The organism is Arthrobacter subterraneus, assembly GCF_900099735.1.
Taxonomy (GTDB): Bacteria; Actinomycetota; Actinomycetes; order Actinomycetales; family Micrococcaceae; genus Arthrobacter_D; species Arthrobacter_D subterraneus.
Map to the genome: position 1 here is coordinate 1 of NZ_FNDT01000009.1, position 16,280 is coordinate 16,280.

The window sequence follows — 16,280 nt, forward strand, 5'->3', positions numbered from 1 at the left end:
CCTCGTGGACACCGTGGGCGAACGGGCCGGGCAGCACGTGTTCATCGAGATGAACCCGCGCATCCAGGTGGAGCACACAGTGACCGAGGAGGTCACCGACGTGGACCTGGTGCAGTCGCAGCTGCGAATCGCCGCGGGGGAGACGCTGGCGGATCTCGGTCTGTCCCAGGACTCCGTCCGGCTCCGCGGCGCTGCGCTGCAGTCCCGCATCACCACCGAGGACCCGGCGAACGGATTCCGCCCCGACGTCGGAAAAATCACCGCCTATCGTTCCGCCGGCGGTGCGGGCGTCCGGCTGGACGGCGGCACCGTGTACGCGGGAGCGGAAATCAGCCCGCACTTCGACTCGATGCTGGTGAAGCTCACCTGCCGGGGCAGGGACTACGAGTCGGCTGTGCGCCGGGCACGGCGTGCCCTGGCCGAGTTCCGGGTGCGCGGAGTGTCCACCAACATCTCCTTCCTGCAGGCCGTCCTCGATGACCCGGACTTCATCGCAGGCAACGTGGCCACCTCCTTCATCGACGAGCGCCCCGAACTGCTCACCGCGCGCGTTCCAGCCGACCGTGGAACCAAACTGCTGAACTGGCTCGCCGACGTTACCGTCAACAAGCCCCATGGTGAGCTCACCGTCGAGCTGGACCCGGCGGAGAAGCTCCCGGCGGTCACCGAGGCAGAGCAGCGGCCCGGAAGCCGTCAGCGGCTGCAGGAACTCGGGCCGGAGGGCTTCGCGGCCGAGCTGCGGGCGCAGACAGCCCTGGCCGTCACGGACACCACGTTCCGCGACGCGCACCAGTCACTGCTGGCCACCCGCGTGCGCACCCGGGATCTTGTCGCCGCGGGCAAGGCCGTGTCCGCCAAAATGCCGGACCTGCTGTCGGTGGAGGCGTGGGGCGGTGCAACCTACGACGTCGCACTGCGCTTCCTGGGTGAGGACCCGTGGGAGCGGCTCGCTGCCCTGCGCGCGGAGATGCCGAACATCTGCCTGCAGATGCTGCTGCGCGGACGCAACACCGTCGGTTACACCCCGTACCCGGAGGCGGTCACCAAGGCCTTTGTGCAGGAAGCCGCAGCCACGGGAATCGACATCTTCCGTATCTTCGACGCGCTCAACGATGTGTCGCAGATGGAACCGGCCATCCGCGCAGTCCGCGAAACCGGCACCGCGGTCGCTGAAGTGGCGCTGTGCTACACCTCGGACATGCTGGACCCCGAGGAAAAGCTTTACACGCTGGATTACTACCTCGACCTCGCCCAGCGCATCGTCGACGCCGGGGCGCACATCCTCGCCATCAAGGACATGGCAGGCCTGCTGCGACCGGCCGCGGCAGCCAAACTCGTTACCGCCCTGCGTGACCGGTTCGACCTTCCGGTGCACCTGCACACGCACGACACCGCGGGAGGCCAGCTGGCCACCCTTCTGGCCGCCTCCAACGCCGGAGTCGACGCCGTCGACGTCGCCAGCGCCTCACTGGCCGGTACCACCAGCCAACCCTCGGCCTCGGCTCTGGTCGCGGCCCTTGCGCACACCGACCGTGACACCGGCATGTCGCTGGAAAACGTCAGCTCCCTTGAGCCGTACTGGGAAGCAGTGCGCCGCGTCTACGCGCCCTTCGAGTCCGGCCTGCCCGGGCCCACCGGGCGGGTCTACCGTCACGAGATCCCCGGCGGGCAGCTCTCCAACCTCCGCCAGCAAGCCATCGCCCTGGGTCTTGGCGAGCGGTTCGAGGCGGTTGAGGACATGTACACAGCGGCGGACCGGATGCTCGGGCGCCTGGTAAAAGTCACTCCGTCCTCCAAGGTGGTCGGCGATCTCGCCCTGCAGCTCGTCGGGTCCAACGTGGAGCCGGCGGCGTTCGAGGAGAACCCGCAGAAGTACGACATCCCGGACTCCGTGATCGGTTTCCTCAGCGGCGAACTCGGCGACCCTCCCGGAGGATGGCCGGAGCCGTTCCGCACCAAGGCTCTTCAGGGTCGCACCGTCAAGGTCCGCGACGCTGAGCTCAGCGCCGAGGACCAGCAGGCACTGGACGGCGACTCCGCGACCCGCCGTGCCACGCTCAACCGGCTGCTCTTCGAGGGTCCCACCAGGGACTTCCAGACCACCCGCCACACCTTCGGCGACGTGTCCGTCCTGGACACCCGCGACTACCTGTACGGGCTGCAGCAGGGCAGCGAGCACGTCATCCAGCTCGAAAAGGGTGTGCGTCTCATCGCCACTCTCGAAGCGGTCTCGGACGCCGATGAACGCGGCATGCGCACGGTCATGTGCACGCTGAACGGGCAGATGCGCCCCGTCGTCGTGCGGGACCGCAGTGTCCACACCGACGTGAAGGCAGCGGAGAAGGCCGACCCGGCGCAGCCGGGCCACGTCGCCGCGCCGTTCGCCGGGGCAGTGACCCTCGGCGTAGCCGAAGGCGACACCGTTCAGGCCGGTGACACCGTGGCCACCATAGAGGCGATGAAGATGGAAGCCGGCATCACCACCACCGTGGGCGGAACCGTCAAGCGGCTGGCCATCGGCGCCGTCGAACAGGTGCAGGGCGGGGACCTCCTCCTGGTGATTGACCCCTCCTGACGCGCGCCTGCGCTAAGGTGATGCAGAATCCACCTGCAGCTCCTGCTGCGGGCGTCAGGCGAGCGTGAGGAATCATGGCGAACGAGAAGAACCCCTCAGATCAGTCCGCGGATAGCGGCGGGGTCCCCGGGGACCCCGCTGAAACCGTGCCTGTGCAGGATCAGCCCGGCGCTGGACCTGCGGAGGGCGGGGGGCCGCGCGAAGAAGAGACCGGGGCCGGCCATGACTTGGCGGCCGATGCGCCGGCGGAGTACACACTGAGCTCGGAGGCGGACGCCGTAGATCCCGAAGAGCGCGGAGACGCGGACGTACCTGGCTCCCCGATGGTCCAGGCTCCGATGCCGGACCGGCTCCCGCACATCGGGATAACGCCGGCCAGCGAGGGCCAACGTCCGGGACAGCATCCGGCTGATCCTGCCGATCTCACGCTCGCCGACAGTGATGTCCGGCTTACCGGGGACGAGGAAGCCACAGGGTGGCAACCGTCAGGCGGACGTGCGGAGCCTGCGCCGGAGCCTCAGGAGCAGGCACCGGCGGTTCCGGACCGGAGCGCACGCCGCACCAGGGAGGAGGGCCCCGAGCCGGCCTCGTCCCTGACCGCGGACCGGCTCCTGACGTCGCAGCAGCGCCAGCCCATCGGGGGATGGCGGCTATGGCTGTATAAGGCGACCTTCGGCTACGTGAATCTGGGCGATTCCGACGCCGTGCGGATCCGTCGGGCGCTTGAGCACCGGGTGGGCGTGCGGCTGGGGGAGCGGACCCGCTATGTTCCGGTGCTGTCCCGGAAAGGAGGGGTCGGCAAAACCACAGTGACCACCCTGCTGGGAATGGTGCTGGCGGATATCCGTGAGGACCGGATCATCGCGATGGATGCCAACCCGGACCGGGGAACCCTCTCAGACCGGTCACCGGGCAAGGCCGACTTCACGGCGCGCCAGCTGGTGCAGAACCGGTTCATGGTGGACTCCTTTGCCCAGCTCTCCAGTTACGTCGCCCGCGACGGGTCCCGCCTGCATGTGCTTGCGTCGGATACGGACCCCACCATTGCGCAGGCCTTCGACGACGCCGATTACCGCGCCGTCACGGACATCCTCGGCAGATACTACTCCATCGTCCTCACCGACTCCGGCACCGGAATGGTGCACTCGGTCATGAAGGGCACGCTCGAGAAGGCCGACGCCGTCGTGCTTGTTTCCGGCGGGAGCGTCGACGAGGCGCGCCTCGCCTCGGAGACCCTGTCCTGGCTTGAAGCGCACGGCCGCCACGACCTGGTGGCGAAGGCCATCGTGGTCGTCAACATGTCATCGGGCAACCGCACCGAGGTCAACGTCAACGAGATCGAGGAACACTTCCGGTCCCGGGTGAGCACCGTGGTGCGGATACCCTATGACCGCCACCTCGCCGAGGGGTCCCGCGTTGACCTCGCCAAGCTGCAGCCGAAGACCCGGGACGCCGTCGTGGAGCTGGCGGCGCTTGTCGTGGACCAGCTGCACTGATCCGTGGTTCACTACGATCTGGCGATCATCGGCTCAGGCTCCGGCAACACGCTCATCACGCCCGAGTGGGACAACAAGAAGGTCGCCATCATTGAGGGCGGGACGTTCGGCGGAACGTGCCTGAACGTGGGATGCATCCCCACGAAGATGCTCGTCTACCCGGCGGAGCTTGCCCGGGCCGCTGACGACGCCGGCCGCCTCGGCGTCGACCTGCAGCACACCGGGACCCGCTGGGCGGACCTGAGGGACCGCATCTTCACCCGCATCGACAGCATCTCGGAAGCGGGACGGGCGTACCGGGCAGATGAACTGCAGCACGTGGATCTGTACGAGGAAGAGGCCCGGTTCACGGCGGACCGCACGCTGGTCACCGCCTCCGGCGCTGTCATCACCGCTGATCAGGTGGTGATTGCCGCTGGCTCCCGTCCTGTGGTGCCGGGTATCCCCGGACTGGACCTGCCGCAGGTGCACACGTCGGACACCGTGATGAGGCTGGACGAACAACCGCGACGCATGCTGATCATCGGCGGCGGATACATCGCGGCCGAGTTTGCGCACGTCTTCTCCGCCCTCGGCACCGACGTCACTCTCGCGGTCCGGTCCGGGCAGCTGCTGCGCTCACTTGACCACACGGTGTCTGAACGCTTCACGGAGCGCGCGCAATCGCAGTGGACGGTGCTGACGGGCCGGCAGGTGACCCGGGTGGACAGCAACGCGGACGGGTCGGTCACAGCCACGGTGGTGGCGACGGACGGCGGGGAATCGAAAGTCGGAGCCGACGTCGTGCTCGTCGCTACCGGAAGGACACCGAACAGCGACCGGGTGGGTGCGCTGGAAGCCGGTTTCGATCTGACAGCGGACGGCAGGATCGCGGTCGATGCGTTCCAGCGTGTCACCAGGGAGGGTAAACCCGTCCCCGGTGTCTGGGCGCTCGGCGATATCTCCAGCCCCTTCCAGCTCAAGCACGTGGCCAACCATGAAGCCAGGGTGGTTTCACACAACCTGCTGCACCCGGATGCCCTGCACGCCAGCGACCATCGCTACGTACCCGCCGCCGTGTTCACCAGACCCCAGATAGCGACGGTGGGGCTCACTGAGGAACAGGCCCTGGAACGGGCGGAAAGGACCGGCTCACGTGTTGCGGTGGCGGTCCAGCAGTACGGGTCAACGGCGTACGGCTGGGCCATGGAGGACACCACGGGAATCGTGAAGATCCTCGCCGAAGAAGACACCGGAACCATCCTCGGCGCGCACATCATGGGACACGAAGCCTCAAACCTCATCCAGCCCCTCATCCAGGCGATGCACTTTGGCCTTGACGCCTTCACCATGGCCCGCGGACAGTACTGGATTCATCCGGCGCTGGCCGAGGTGGTGGAGAACGCCCTGCTTTCGCTGCGGGCGCCCTCCACCTGACCCGTCAGGCGGGTTGCGGGCGCGGGTGTGAGTAGATCTCCTCGACCACCGCTGAGTAGTCCTTGAGGACCTGCGCGCGCTTGATTTTCATGGACGGCGTGAGGTGGCCGCTGGCCTCGGTGAAGTCCTGCTCAACGATGCGGAACACCTTGATGGCTTCAGCCTGGGACACCGACTCATTGGCGGAATCGATCAGCGCCTGGATTTCCGCCTGGACCGCGGAATGCCGTGCTGCCTCAGCCATGGTGGTTTCAGCGGGGAGGTTATGCCGCTCAAGCCAGCCGGGCAGCGCCTCCTCGTCAAGGGTGATCAACGCGGAGATGTACGGTCGCTGGTCGCCGACCACAACGCACTGCGAGACCAGGGCATTGGCCCTGATCATGTCCTCCAGCTGCGCCGGGATGACGTTCTTCCCGCCGGCGGTCACAATGATTTCCTTCTTGCGCCCGGTGATGCTGAGGAAACCGTCCTCGTCGAGCTGGCCGATGTCGCCGGTGTGGAACCAGCCGTCCGTGAAGGCTTCCTCCGTCAGGTCGGGGCGCTTGAAGTAGCCCTTCAGCACGCAGACGCCCTTGGCGAGAATCTCGCCGTCGTCTGCGATCCTGACCGCATTGCCGGGAAGCGGAGCGCCCACCGTACCGATTTTGATCTTCTGTGGCGTGTTGACCGAGATGGGTGCGGTGGTCTCGGTCAACCCGTAGCCTTCGAGCACCATGAGGCCGATGCCGTGGAAGAAGTGGCCGAGACGGTCGCCGAGCGGGGCACCGCCGGAGACCGCATGCTGCACCCGGCCACCCATCGCGGTGCGGATCTTGCCGTACAGCAGCTTGTCGAAGATGGCGTGCTTGACCTTGAGGCCGAGGGGCACTTTACCTGCCTGGTCGGCCTTCGACCAGGCGATCGCCGTGTCGGCTCCGGCGTGGAAGATCTTGCCCTTGCCGGCGTCTTCAGCCTTGAGCATCGAGTTGTTGTAGACCTTCTCGAAGACGCGGGGCACGGCCAGGATGAAGGTCGGCTTGTAGCTCTGCAGATCCGGCAGCAGGTTCTTCACATCCGGGGTATGCGCAACGGTGGCGCCGGCGGCAACGCACAGTACCGAGATGAAGCGGGCAAAGACGTGGGCGAGCGGCAGGAACATGATGGTCTGCGCACCCTCGTGGGCAACTTCCGGCAGCGACGCGGCAGCGTTCTCCGACAGTTCAACGAAGTTGCCGTGCGTGAGCTCACATCCCTTCGGCTTTCCGGTGGTGCCCGAGGTGTAGATGATGGTCGCAACATCATCCAGGCCCGCGATCAGGCGGCGTTCCTCGAGAGACGCGTCATCAATGCCGGTGCCGGCTGCCCGCAGCGTGTCCAGCCCATCGCCGTCGAACTGCCATACGTCGCGGAACGCAGTCAGGTTCTCGGAGGCCACAGCCTGGCGCACCACGTTTTCGTGTCGGCCGGATTCAACGAAGGCCGCGACCGCCCCGGAATCCCCGAGAATCCAGGCGACCTGAGACGGGGAGGAGGTTTCATACACAGGGACGGAGACGGCGCCCGCAAACCAGACCGCGAAATCCACGAGCGCCCATTCATACCGGGTGCGCGCCATCATCGCCACGCGATCACCCGCGCCCACCCCCGATGCCATGAGACCTTTGGCGATCCGGCGAACATCCGTAAGGAAATCGGTTGCGCGGATATCGGACCATTGCCCGGAGGCATCTTTGGTGGCAAACAGGGCAGGATTGCTGGCCTTCTCGGCCTGCTTGACCACCAGATGGGTGGTGTTGCTGTCCCGGGGGACCTGCACCTTGGCCGGAACGCTGAATTCGCGCACGGAAATCTCCTTTGATCTTTGTCACATCCTGTGAGACATCTTTAGCCTATAGGTTTTCCCGGACGTTCTTACCGTCCAGTAATGTACGAACCAGTAACGGTGAATCCGAAAAGGTCAGCGCGGCACAGCTCCAGAACGACGGCGGGAGGCCGGCACCCATGAATCCGGAACCGCAAGAGGGCGCCACAGCGGGCGGACGGCTCCGCGGTGGGAGCCGGCGGCTGGGGATGCCGCAGGCACCGTACCCTCGCCCGGCACCGAGGCCCCTGCGCTCCCGGGGCCTCGCAATCGGCATCGACATCGGCGGCACCAAAGTGGCTGCCGGCGTCGTGGACCCCTATGGCACCATCGTCGCGTCCGCGCGGAGGGAAACGCCCGGGCAGGACGCGCGCGCGGTGGAAGCAGTGATCGTGGACCTGGTGGGCGAGCTCGGGCGCGGCCGGCGTATCCGGTCGGTCGGAATCGGGGCGGCCGGGTGGATGGACCTGGACAACGGGACCGTGCTTTTCAGCCCCCACCTCGCCTGGCGCAATGAACCGCTGCGGGCCAATCTCGAGAAGGCCCTCCGACGGCGGGTGACCGTCCTCAATGACGCTGATGCGGCTGCGTGGGCGGAATGGCGGTTCGGTGCCGGTCGCGGAGAGCCGCGGCTTGTGCTCATCACGCTGGGCACGGGGATCGGCGGGGCGATGATCATGGACGGCATGCTCGAACGCGGCCGCCACGGCGTCGCGGGTGAGTTCGGCCACCAGATCATCGTGCCCAACGGGCACCGCTGCGAGTGCGGCAACCGCGGCTGCTGGGAGCAGTACGCCTCGGGCAACGCGCTCGGCCGGGAGGCCCGGGAACTGGCCACCGCCAACTCACCGGTCGCGCAGACCCTGCTCCAGGAGGTGGGTGGCGACGTCGAGGCCATCACCGGTGCGGTGGTCACCCGGCTGGCGCTGCGGGGTGACCCCGTGTGCCAGGAACTGATTGACGACGTCGGACAGTGGCTTGGCCTCGGCCTGGCCAACCTCGGCGCTGCGCTGGACCCGGGGACCTTCGTGATCGGCGGGGGACTGGGAGCGGCCGGAACGCTGCTGATCGATCCCGCCCGGCGCGCCTTCGAACGCAACCTGACAGGGCGGGGCTTCCGCCCTGCGGCAACCATCACTGCCGCCGCGCTGGGGCCGGATGCCGGACTCGTCGGTGCGGCGGACCTCTCCCGGATCAGGTACCGGCCGCTGCTGCGCAGGGCCTACGGCACCATGCCGTCGGGCCGCTTCAGCGACCGGCGCTAACGCGCCGGCAAGGGATCAGACCGCAGCGCCGTCGTCGTCGTAATCGCGGTTCTTGGGGAGGCGGAAGATCAGGAAGGTCACGCTCGCCAGGAAGATCGCGACGATACCCAGCATCACCGTTGTCGAGGCCGCGCGCCAGAACATGGCAATCAGCACCAGCGCTACAGGACCGCCCACTGCGCCCAGCCAGGCGAGGACCACCAGCGGATCCCCGACGCCCAAGGCCGGGGGCTCGGGCGGCTGGAAGGATCCGTCTTCCTCGTCTACAGGCGCCGTGTAGTCCCGGGGGCCGGCGGGGGCCTGGACGGGCTGGCCTTCGAAGATCGCCCGCACACGCTCCTCGGCGGAGGGCGCCGGGTCTGAGGCCGGACGCTCGGGCAGCTCACTGCTGGGCGTTTCTTCCAGGCGGGCGACGAGGTCCTGCCAGACGGCGTCGTCAGTGGACTCGTTCGGATCCTGGGCTCGGGGACTCATGCGGTGGTACCTGCCGTCACGTGCTCGATGAATGCTGCGGAGCGCTCGAAGATGAGCTCCTGGTCGTGGTCCATAGTGGCCACGTGGTAACTGTTCTCCAACCGTATTATCTCCAAGTCTGCACTCCCGATGCGCCGCTGTAGAACTTCGAGGCTGCTTTCGGGAACAACCCGGTCAGTGTTGGAGCGGAATACCAGGGTAGGAGCGGTCACCTGGGGGAGGCGGTCAGTGGTGTCACGGAAGAGCTGCGCGAGCTGGTGCACAGCCGAGACGGGCGTACGGGCATACGCGCGCTCGTCCACGCCCTCCTTCCGGATGTCGTTGCCGATCGACGGGACGCTTCTGAGCAGGTACTTCAGCACGCCCACATAGCGTGCGCGCGGATCGGCGATGGTGAGCCCTGGATTGACGACGACGACGCCGGCCACCGGTTCCAGCGCGGCCAGCCGCAGGGCGAGGGCACCGCCCATCGACAGCCCTGCCACCACCACGGCGTCGGTTTCCCGCGCAAGTTCCCGGTAGGAGGTTTCGACTCCCTCATACCAGCGCTCCCATGGTGTCCTCGCGAGCTCCTGCCACGTGGTGCCGTGCCCGGCCAGCACGGGAAGCCGTACGGCGAATCCCCGGTCCGCGAGGTAGCGCGCCCATTCGATCATGCTCGCCGGCGAACCGGTGAAGCCGTGGCTGAGGATCACCCCGGTGCGCGCGCGGCTCCCGGAACCGCTGGAGGAGAACGCTGCCAGAGCGGGATCGACGGTCATGGTTCCAATGGTGTCACCGTGTCCGGCGCACTGCCAGTGACGCACGCGCACACACCGCCGCCCGTAGAGTAGTGTTCCAAGAACCCCACTCAGGAAGGCTGGCAGAGTGTTCTACTGGATCATGAAGCGGATCTTTATCGGTCCACTTGTGAATCTCCTCTTCAGGCCCTGGGTCAAGGGCCTGGACAACATTCCGGCAACCGGTGCGGCTGTAATTGTCAGCAACCATCTGTCGTTCTCGGATTCGATCTTCCTGCCCCTTGCGGTGCCGCGGCCGGTGATCTTCCTCGCCAAATCCGAGTACTTCACCGGAAAGGGACTGAAGGGAAAGCTGACCGCCACCTTCTTCCGGCTGACCAACCAGCTGCCCATGGACCGTTCCGGCGGCGCGGCGTCGGCAACCTCGCTCTCGGCGGGGGAGGAAATCCTGAAGTCCGGCGGAATCCTGGGCATCTACCCTGAGGGAACCCGCAGCCCCGACGGCAGGCTCTACCGGGGAAAGACCGGCGTCGCGAAGCTGATCCTCGCAACGGGAGTGCCCGTGATCCCCGTAGCCATGATCGGAACGGACAAGGTCCAGCCGATCGGCCGACGGATCCCGAACATCCGTCGCGTCGGCATCATCGTCGGAGAACCGATGGACTTCCGGCGCTACGCCGGCATGGGCGATGACCGCTTCATCCAGCGCTCTGTCACCGATGAGATCATGTACGCGCTGATGAGGCTGTCCGGCCAGGAGTATGTAGACGTCTACGCGAGCAGCGTGAAGGAACGGCTCGCAAGTGCCAAGACGGCAGGCAAGAAAGCCGGAAAGAAGCCGGAACGCGCCGCAGACCCGCTCCGGCAGGCAGCCGTCCGGCTGGAAGGCTCCACGCCGGCGAATCCCGTTCCGCCGTCGTCGGACACTTCGCTCCCGCCGAGCGTCGAGGGCCCATTGCCCGGTGAAGTGCGGATCATCGGGCGGGAAACCGGTGGGGGCGCCCGCGGCGGCCAGGAGCCGGCCTCTGCCTCCGGACAAAGCCGGAAAAAGCACGACGACGGACCCAGCAGCCGGGCTATGTGACCAGCCTGCGCCGCTGGATGACCGGGGGAGTCCGCCGTCGTCAGCTGTTGCCATTAGGCTTAACGGGTGACCGAATCAACCGTGACCTCCGCACCCTCAACAGCCGCACCCAACCACGGGCTGGACAACTGGCGGGAGCTTGCCATCTCCCAGCAGCCCAGCTGGCAGGATGCCGCGGTGCACCGGTCCTCCCTCCAGGAGCTGTCCACGCTGCCGCCGCTGGTGTTCGCCGGCGAGGTCGATGTACTTCGCGAGAGGCTCGCCTCAGCTGCCCAGGGGAAAGCGTTCCTCCTCCAGGGAGGCGACTGCGCTGAGACCTTCGACGGCGCCACCGCCGACAAGATCAGCGCCCGCGTAAAGACAATCCTGCAGATGGCCGTAGTGCTCACCTACGGAGCCTCACTGCCCGTTATCAAGATGGGCCGCATGGCCGGGCAGTTCGCCAAGCCGCGCTCATCGAATGACGAAACCCGTGAAGGCGTGACACTGCCCGCCTACCGCGGCGACATGGTGAACGGATATGAATTCACTCCGGAGAGCCGCGGCCATGACGCCTCCCGGATGGTCTGGGCCTACCACACGTCCGCCTCCACGCTTAACCTCATCCGCGCGTTCACGCAGGGCGGTTTCGCGGACCTGCGCCTTGTGCACCACTGGAACAAGGGTTTTACGGCCAACCCGGCGCACTCCCGTTATGAATCCCTGGCACGGGAAATCGACCGCGCAGTCCGGTTCATGGAGGCCTGCGGCGCCGACTTCGACGCGCTGACGCGGGTCGAGTTCTTTGCCAGCCATGAGGCACTGCTGCTCGAGTACGAGCGGGCACTGACCCGGACCGACTCGCGCACCGGGCTGCCCTACGACACATCCGCGCATTTCCTCTGGATCGGTGAGCGCACCCGCGACATTGACGGCGCGCACATCGATTTCCTGTCCCGTGTCCGTAACCCGATCGGCGTCAAGCTCGGTCCGGGCACCTCACCGGATGACGCCCTGGCACTGATCGACAAGCTGGATCCCAACCGCGAACCGGGCCGCCTCACGTTCATTACCCGGATGGGCGCCAAGAACATCCGCGAGAAGCTGCCGAACCTTGTCTCCCGGGTGACTGACTCAGGCGCGCAGGTCCTATGGGTCACCGATCCGATGCACGGCAATACCGTCACCTCCCCGAACGGCTACAAGACCCGCAACTTCGACGACGTCATGGATGAAGTACGCGGTTTCTTCGAGGTTCACAATGAACTGGGGACGTTCCCGGGCGGCCTGCACGTGGAAATGACCGGCGACGACGTCGCGGAATGCCTCGGCGGGGCCGACCCCATTGACCAGGAAGCGTTCCTGGACCGCTATGAGTCGGTCTGTGATCCGAGGCTGAACCACATGCAGTCCCTGGAGATGGCCTTCCTCGTGGCCGGGGCGCTGTCCCGGCGCTGATTCCGGCGATCCCGGCGCGCGGGCTCATTCCCGCACCCGGTGCGCAGGCGCTCGTTCTCAGGTCACCGTGATGGTGACCGTCGACCCTTCGGGGTGTTCGCCCGTGAGGTCCTGACCGGCCACAAGTCCCAGCACCGGCCTGCCGAACGCGTACTCAACCTCGACGGTGAACCCGGCCTCTTCCAGCGCCGCGACTGCGTCCGCCTCGGAATCGGAAAACACGTCCGGCACGGGGAGGATGCGGGGCCCGGCGGAGATGCTCAGTGTGACCGATTCACCCGGGCGCAGCTGGCCACCGGCGGGGCTTTGGGTCAGCACTGATCCTGCAGGCACGGTGATGTCGTTCACCGGCTCGGGCGAGACGGCTGCAGTAAGGCCGGCGCTTTCGAGCGCGCTGACAGCCTCCTCTTCAGGCAGCCCGACGACGGAGGGCACGTCGACCGGCTCGGGGCCCTGGGAAACCACCAGGCCAACCGGGGTGCCGGCCGGAATCGCTTCACCGACGGCCGGATTGGTCGCGATGACCTCGCCGTCCGGAACGGTGCCGCTGAACTGGCGCGACACCTCTCCGACGTCGAAGCCCGCTGCCACCAGGGTGGCAGCCGCCGTTGCTTCGGCGAGGCCGGCGACCTCGGGCACATCAAAGAGCTCGGGTCCCAGCGACACGAGCAGCTGGACTTCTTCCCACGGACGGACGGTCGCCGATCCCCGCGGCTCGCTGGCAATGACCAGACCCTCGGCAACGGAATCGGAGTGAACCTGCTCGGCGGTGGACGACAGGCCAGCCTGCGTGAGCATCGCCTGCGCAGCACTGACCGGGCGGCTGGAGACATCCGGAACCGCGACCAGGGCTCCGGGGCCGACACCGAAGAACCACCCTGCTGCTGCAGCCAGCAGGGCAAGCAGCGTCAGCAGGAGAACAAGGAGGATGTTCCGGCGTCGTGCATTGCCCGACCGCAACGTCTTTTCCGGACGCTGCGCAGCCTTCGCCTGCTCCTTCCGGTGAGCCTTGAACTCCCGCGCTGCGAGCTTCTCGCGCGCAGCCGCGTCCAGTTGCCGCTCCGGCATCGATCCAGCGACCGGCGTGGAACCCAGAACGGTTGTGGGGTTGGAACCTCCGAGGACGGTGGTCGGGGAGCCTTGCGCGCCGAGAATTTCCGTTGGGTAGGAGGGTGGCCGCCCCACCACTTCGGTGGAACCCGCCGTTCCCAGCACCTCTGTGGCGTGGTGGCTGTGCCCATCGCCGGAAGAATCGGCTGCGGTCCCGGGGCGGGCGGCGGGCGGGCGTTGCCGGTCCCGGCCAAAGTCGAGTTCGGCGTCGCTCAGGGTGGTGCGGATGTGCCGCAGCTCCCCAAGCAGCGCGTTCCCGTCGATGGGACGTTCCTCCGGATCCACGGCCGTGCACCAGAGCACCAGCTCGTCAAGATCCTGGGCCAGTCCCGGAACAGCGGTAGAGGGCGCGGGCACCCGGGAATTCACGTGCTGAAACGCAATCTGGATGGGCGCCTCACCCTGGTAGGGCTGGGCGCCGGTGAGGAGCTCGAAGAGCACGATGCCCGCCGAATAGATGTCGCTGCGGGCATCAGCGGCGCCCCCGGTGACCAGCTCGGGCGGCAGATAGGCGGCCGTACCCACCAGCGTGCCCGTGTTGGTGCCGGCAGAGACTGCACGCGCCAGCCCGAAGTCGGCGATCTTGATACCGCCGCTCTCGGCAAGCAGCACATTCTCGGGCTTCACGTCGCGGTGGATAAGCCCGGCATCATGTGCCGCACCCAAACCCTCGATCACGGGGTCAAGCATTGCGAGGGCCTGCCGGGGAGTGAGGCGGCCCCGCTCCCGGAGCAGATCCCGGAGGGTCTTGCCCGGCACGTACTCCATGACCAGATACGCCACGCCGTGTTCCGGTCCATCCTCCACGCCCTGGTCCAGCACGCCCACTACGTGCGGGTGGGAGAGCCGTGCAGCTGACTTGGCCTCGCGCTCAAACCGTTCAAGGAAGTGCTGGTCCTCGGCCAGGTGCGGATACAGCACCTTCAGGGCCACATCCCGTTCAAGGCGCTGGTCTGTGGCCAGATAGACGGTGGACATGCCTCCGCGGGCCAGCCGTGAACGGACGTGGTACCGACCGTCCACAACGGTGTCCACCAGTGAGTCATTCCGCCGCTCGCGCACTCTTCGATACTAAGTGAAGCGGCGGCCGACGCCCGGACCAACACAGGTCAGTGGGCGTCGGCCGCCGTCAGTCAGCGGGTGCCGTGGTTTAGCGGAAGTTCTTCTGGTGCGCCTTGATGGCCGCCACGTAGTTCTTGGTGTCCGCGAACATTCCGTGGGTCTTTACCGAGTACTGGCCCTGGTAGTAGGAAGCGATCGCTATGTCCAGGTTGGGGCTGGAGCGGATGAGGGCCTTGATGATGGCCACCCCCGCGGTGGCATTGTCATAGGGGTCCAGCAGGTTGAGCTTCCGCCCCACGAGGTCAGAGGCCCACTCACCGGACATCGGAATCACCTGCATTGCGCCGATGGCGTTCGCCGGGGAAACCGCACGCTGGTTGAAACCGGACTCCTGGTAGGAAAATGCGAGTGCCAGGCTCGGGTCGACGCCCATCTTGCGGGCCGTGTCTGCGACGATCGCCTTCATCTGGGCCTGCGAGGGAGCGGGAAGATTGTTCAGCGTGTGCTTGTTCTTGTTCGCCTCTGCGACGACCGCATCCGGGTAGGTGTAGTGCAGGAACGTCGACGGCACCAGATCAGCCGGCTTCTCCCCGGATGAGGTCTTGGATCCGCCGGGGATGGTGAGTTTCTTGCCCGGGAAGATGATTGTCGTGGCACTGAGCTTGTTGGCGGAGAGCAGCGCGCTGAGACTGATGCCGTGCTTCGCAGCGATGGCGCCGAGAGTGTCTCCGGCCTTGATGGTGTAGGTGCCGCCGGCCGGTGCTGCGGACGGCTTGGGCGCGGGCTTGGGGCTGGTCTGGACCGCTACGCTCGATCCGCCGCCCAGCTTGATCTTCTGGCCTGGGTGGATGATCGAACTCATCGACAGGCCGTTGGCCGCCAGGACCGTTCCAAGGCTGACGTTATGGCGTGCCGCGATGGCGCCGAGAGTGTCTCCGGCCTTGACGGTGTAGGTGGCACCGGAGGAAGGTGCTGCAGGCTTCGGGGCTGCAGCCTTCGGTGCCGGCGTGGGCGCCGCCGCTGAACCGGAGATCCTGATCTTCTGGCCTGGGTGGATGACCGAAGACATCGAGAGACCGTTTGCCTTGAGCACCGAGGAAAGGCTCACCCCGTGACGGGCAGAAATTGCGCCGAGGGTGTCGCCGGCCTTCACCGTGTACGTGGCCGACTGTGGAGCGGGAGCGGCCTTCCTGGCCGGGGCCGCCTGTGCGGTAGCGCCTGAGAGCTTGAGTTTCTGGCCGGGATGGATGATCGAGGTGGTCTTCAGCCCGTTGGCTTTGAGCACCGCATGCATGTCCACACCATGGCGGGCGGCAATACCGCTGACGGTATCGCCCGGACGCACAACGTAGGTCGAGGGTGTGCTCCGCATGGGCACGATCCGCGGCACCTGCGCAGCCACCAGGGACGCCGGAATGAAGGCGGAGGCCGAGCCGGAGGCCGCGGGGACTGTCTTGAGCGGCTGGTAGGAGACCTGGCCGGGTGCCGGTGCTGCCGCAGCCGGAGCAGCCAGGGCAACCGAGGAGAGTACGACGGCGGGAATTGCGGCAGAGGTAACCGCGATACCCATTCCACGGTTCCTGAAAGGCGTCGTGCTGGCGGCCGGCACGTTCAGCGGCGATGAAGGGCGCTGGGCGGTCATGGTTGGTCCTCGTCTGTGTTGGCGGGGCTTGCCCGCATGGCAGGGCGAGGAGCGCAGCAGCCTATGCCGTCGTGATCCCCGAACCCCATGGTGCAGTTGATACGCAAGTTGTTAGTGTTACTTGTGTGACTTATGTGAA

General features: G+C 66.7%; 11 protein-coding genes. 6 read left to right on the top strand and 5 right to left on the bottom strand.

The annotated features are described in order from the left end of the window. From BLS52_RS10825 to BLS52_RS10835, 3 genes are all read left to right on the top strand, one after another. Nucleotides 1–2,575, top strand: a 2,575-nt coding sequence (locus tag BLS52_RS10825; protein ID WP_090586716.1) for a pyruvate carboxylase, incomplete at its 5' end; no start/stop codon positions are given. A gap of 74 nt (nucleotides 2,576–2,649) precedes the next feature. Then, on the top strand, nucleotides 2,650–4,071 hold the full coding sequence (locus BLS52_RS10830; protein WP_090586717.1) for a MinD/ParA family ATP-binding protein: 1,422 nt from the start codon (nucleotides 2,650–2,652) through the stop codon (nucleotides 4,069–4,071). A 3-nt stretch (nucleotides 4,072–4,074) separates the two neighbouring features. Continuing rightward, complete coding sequence (locus BLS52_RS10835; protein WP_090586719.1) at nucleotides 4,075–5,487, top strand: mycothione reductase; 1,413 nt, start codon at nucleotides 4,075–4,077, stop codon at nucleotides 5,485–5,487. Nucleotides 5,488–5,491: 4 nt separating this feature from the next. Here BLS52_RS10835 and BLS52_RS10840 read toward each other — a convergent pair whose 3' ends face one another. Next, on the bottom strand, nucleotides 5,492–7,309 hold the full coding sequence (locus BLS52_RS10840) for an AMP-dependent synthetase/ligase (RefSeq protein WP_090586721.1): 1,818 nt from the start codon (nucleotides 7,307–7,309) through the stop codon (nucleotides 5,492–5,494). Between the two features lie 227 nt (nucleotides 7,310–7,536). Here BLS52_RS10840 and BLS52_RS10845 point away from each other — a divergent pair, with 227 nt between their 5' ends. Further along, nucleotides 7,537–8,592: an ROK family glucokinase gene (locus BLS52_RS10845; RefSeq protein ID WP_090586831.1), complete on the top strand. Its 1,056-nt coding sequence runs from the start codon at nucleotides 7,537–7,539 to the stop codon at nucleotides 8,590–8,592. 15 nt (nucleotides 8,593–8,607) lie between these two features. On the opposite strand, the gene BLS52_RS10850 is transcribed toward BLS52_RS10845, so the two are convergent. Then, nucleotides 8,608–9,066, bottom strand: a complete 459-nt coding sequence (locus tag BLS52_RS10850; protein WP_090586722.1) for a hypothetical protein — start codon at nucleotides 9,064–9,066, stop codon at nucleotides 8,608–8,610. After that, complete coding sequence (locus BLS52_RS10855) at nucleotides 9,063–9,827, bottom strand: alpha/beta hydrolase (protein WP_090586724.1); 765 nt, start codon at nucleotides 9,825–9,827, stop codon at nucleotides 9,063–9,065. Before BLS52_RS10855 ends, BLS52_RS10850 begins: the two co-directional genes overlap by 4 nt. A gap of 106 nt (nucleotides 9,828–9,933) precedes the next feature. Between BLS52_RS10855 and BLS52_RS10860 the strand changes: the two genes are divergently transcribed. Together BLS52_RS10860 and BLS52_RS10865 are read left to right on the top strand one after the other, a co-directional pair. Further along, a complete protein-coding gene (locus BLS52_RS10860) occupies nucleotides 9,934–10,890 on the top strand; it encodes a lysophospholipid acyltransferase family protein (RefSeq protein WP_026545807.1) in 957 nt (318 codons plus the stop codon). Nucleotides 10,891–10,956: 66 nt separating this feature from the next. Continuing rightward, a complete protein-coding gene (locus BLS52_RS10865; RefSeq protein ID WP_090586726.1) occupies nucleotides 10,957–12,327 on the top strand; it encodes a class II 3-deoxy-7-phosphoheptulonate synthase in 1,371 nt (456 codons plus the stop codon). A 57-nt stretch (nucleotides 12,328–12,384) separates the two neighbouring features. Here the strand turns inward: BLS52_RS10865 and BLS52_RS10870 are convergent, their stop codons facing one another. Together BLS52_RS10870 and BLS52_RS10875 are read right to left on the bottom strand one after the other, a co-directional pair. Continuing rightward, nucleotides 12,385–14,499 carry a Stk1 family PASTA domain-containing Ser/Thr kinase gene (locus BLS52_RS10870; RefSeq protein WP_090586727.1) on the bottom strand — a complete coding sequence of 705 codons (2,115 nt, stop codon included), beginning with the start codon at nucleotides 14,497–14,499 and terminating at the stop codon, nucleotides 12,385–12,387. 88 nt (nucleotides 14,500–14,587) lie between these two features. Next, the gene (locus BLS52_RS10875) at nucleotides 14,588–16,141 is read right to left on the bottom strand and encodes a LysM peptidoglycan-binding domain-containing protein (protein WP_090586729.1); all 1,554 of its coding nucleotides are present in this window, start codon (nucleotides 16,139–16,141) and stop codon (nucleotides 14,588–14,590) included. Nucleotides 16,142–16,280: the final 139 nt, after the last annotated feature.

Coding starts and splice junctions, on each gene's coding strand:
- BLS52_RS10875 (WP_090586729.1), bottom strand. CDS start 16,141: ATGACCGCCCAGCGCCCTTCATCGCCGCTGAACGTGCCGGCCGCCAGC.
- BLS52_RS10855 (WP_090586724.1), bottom strand. CDS start 9,827: ATGACCGTCGATCCCGCTCTGGCAGCGTTCTCCTCCAGCGGTTCCGGG.
- BLS52_RS10845 (WP_090586831.1), top strand. CDS start 7,537: ATGCCGCAGGCACCGTACCCTCGCCCGGCACCGAGGCCCCTGCGCTCC.
- BLS52_RS10850 (WP_090586722.1), bottom strand. CDS start 9,066: ATGAGTCCCCGAGCCCAGGATCCGAACGAGTCCACTGACGACGCCGTC.
- BLS52_RS10830 (WP_090586717.1), top strand. CDS start 2,650: ATGGCGAACGAGAAGAACCCCTCAGATCAGTCCGCGGATAGCGGCGGG.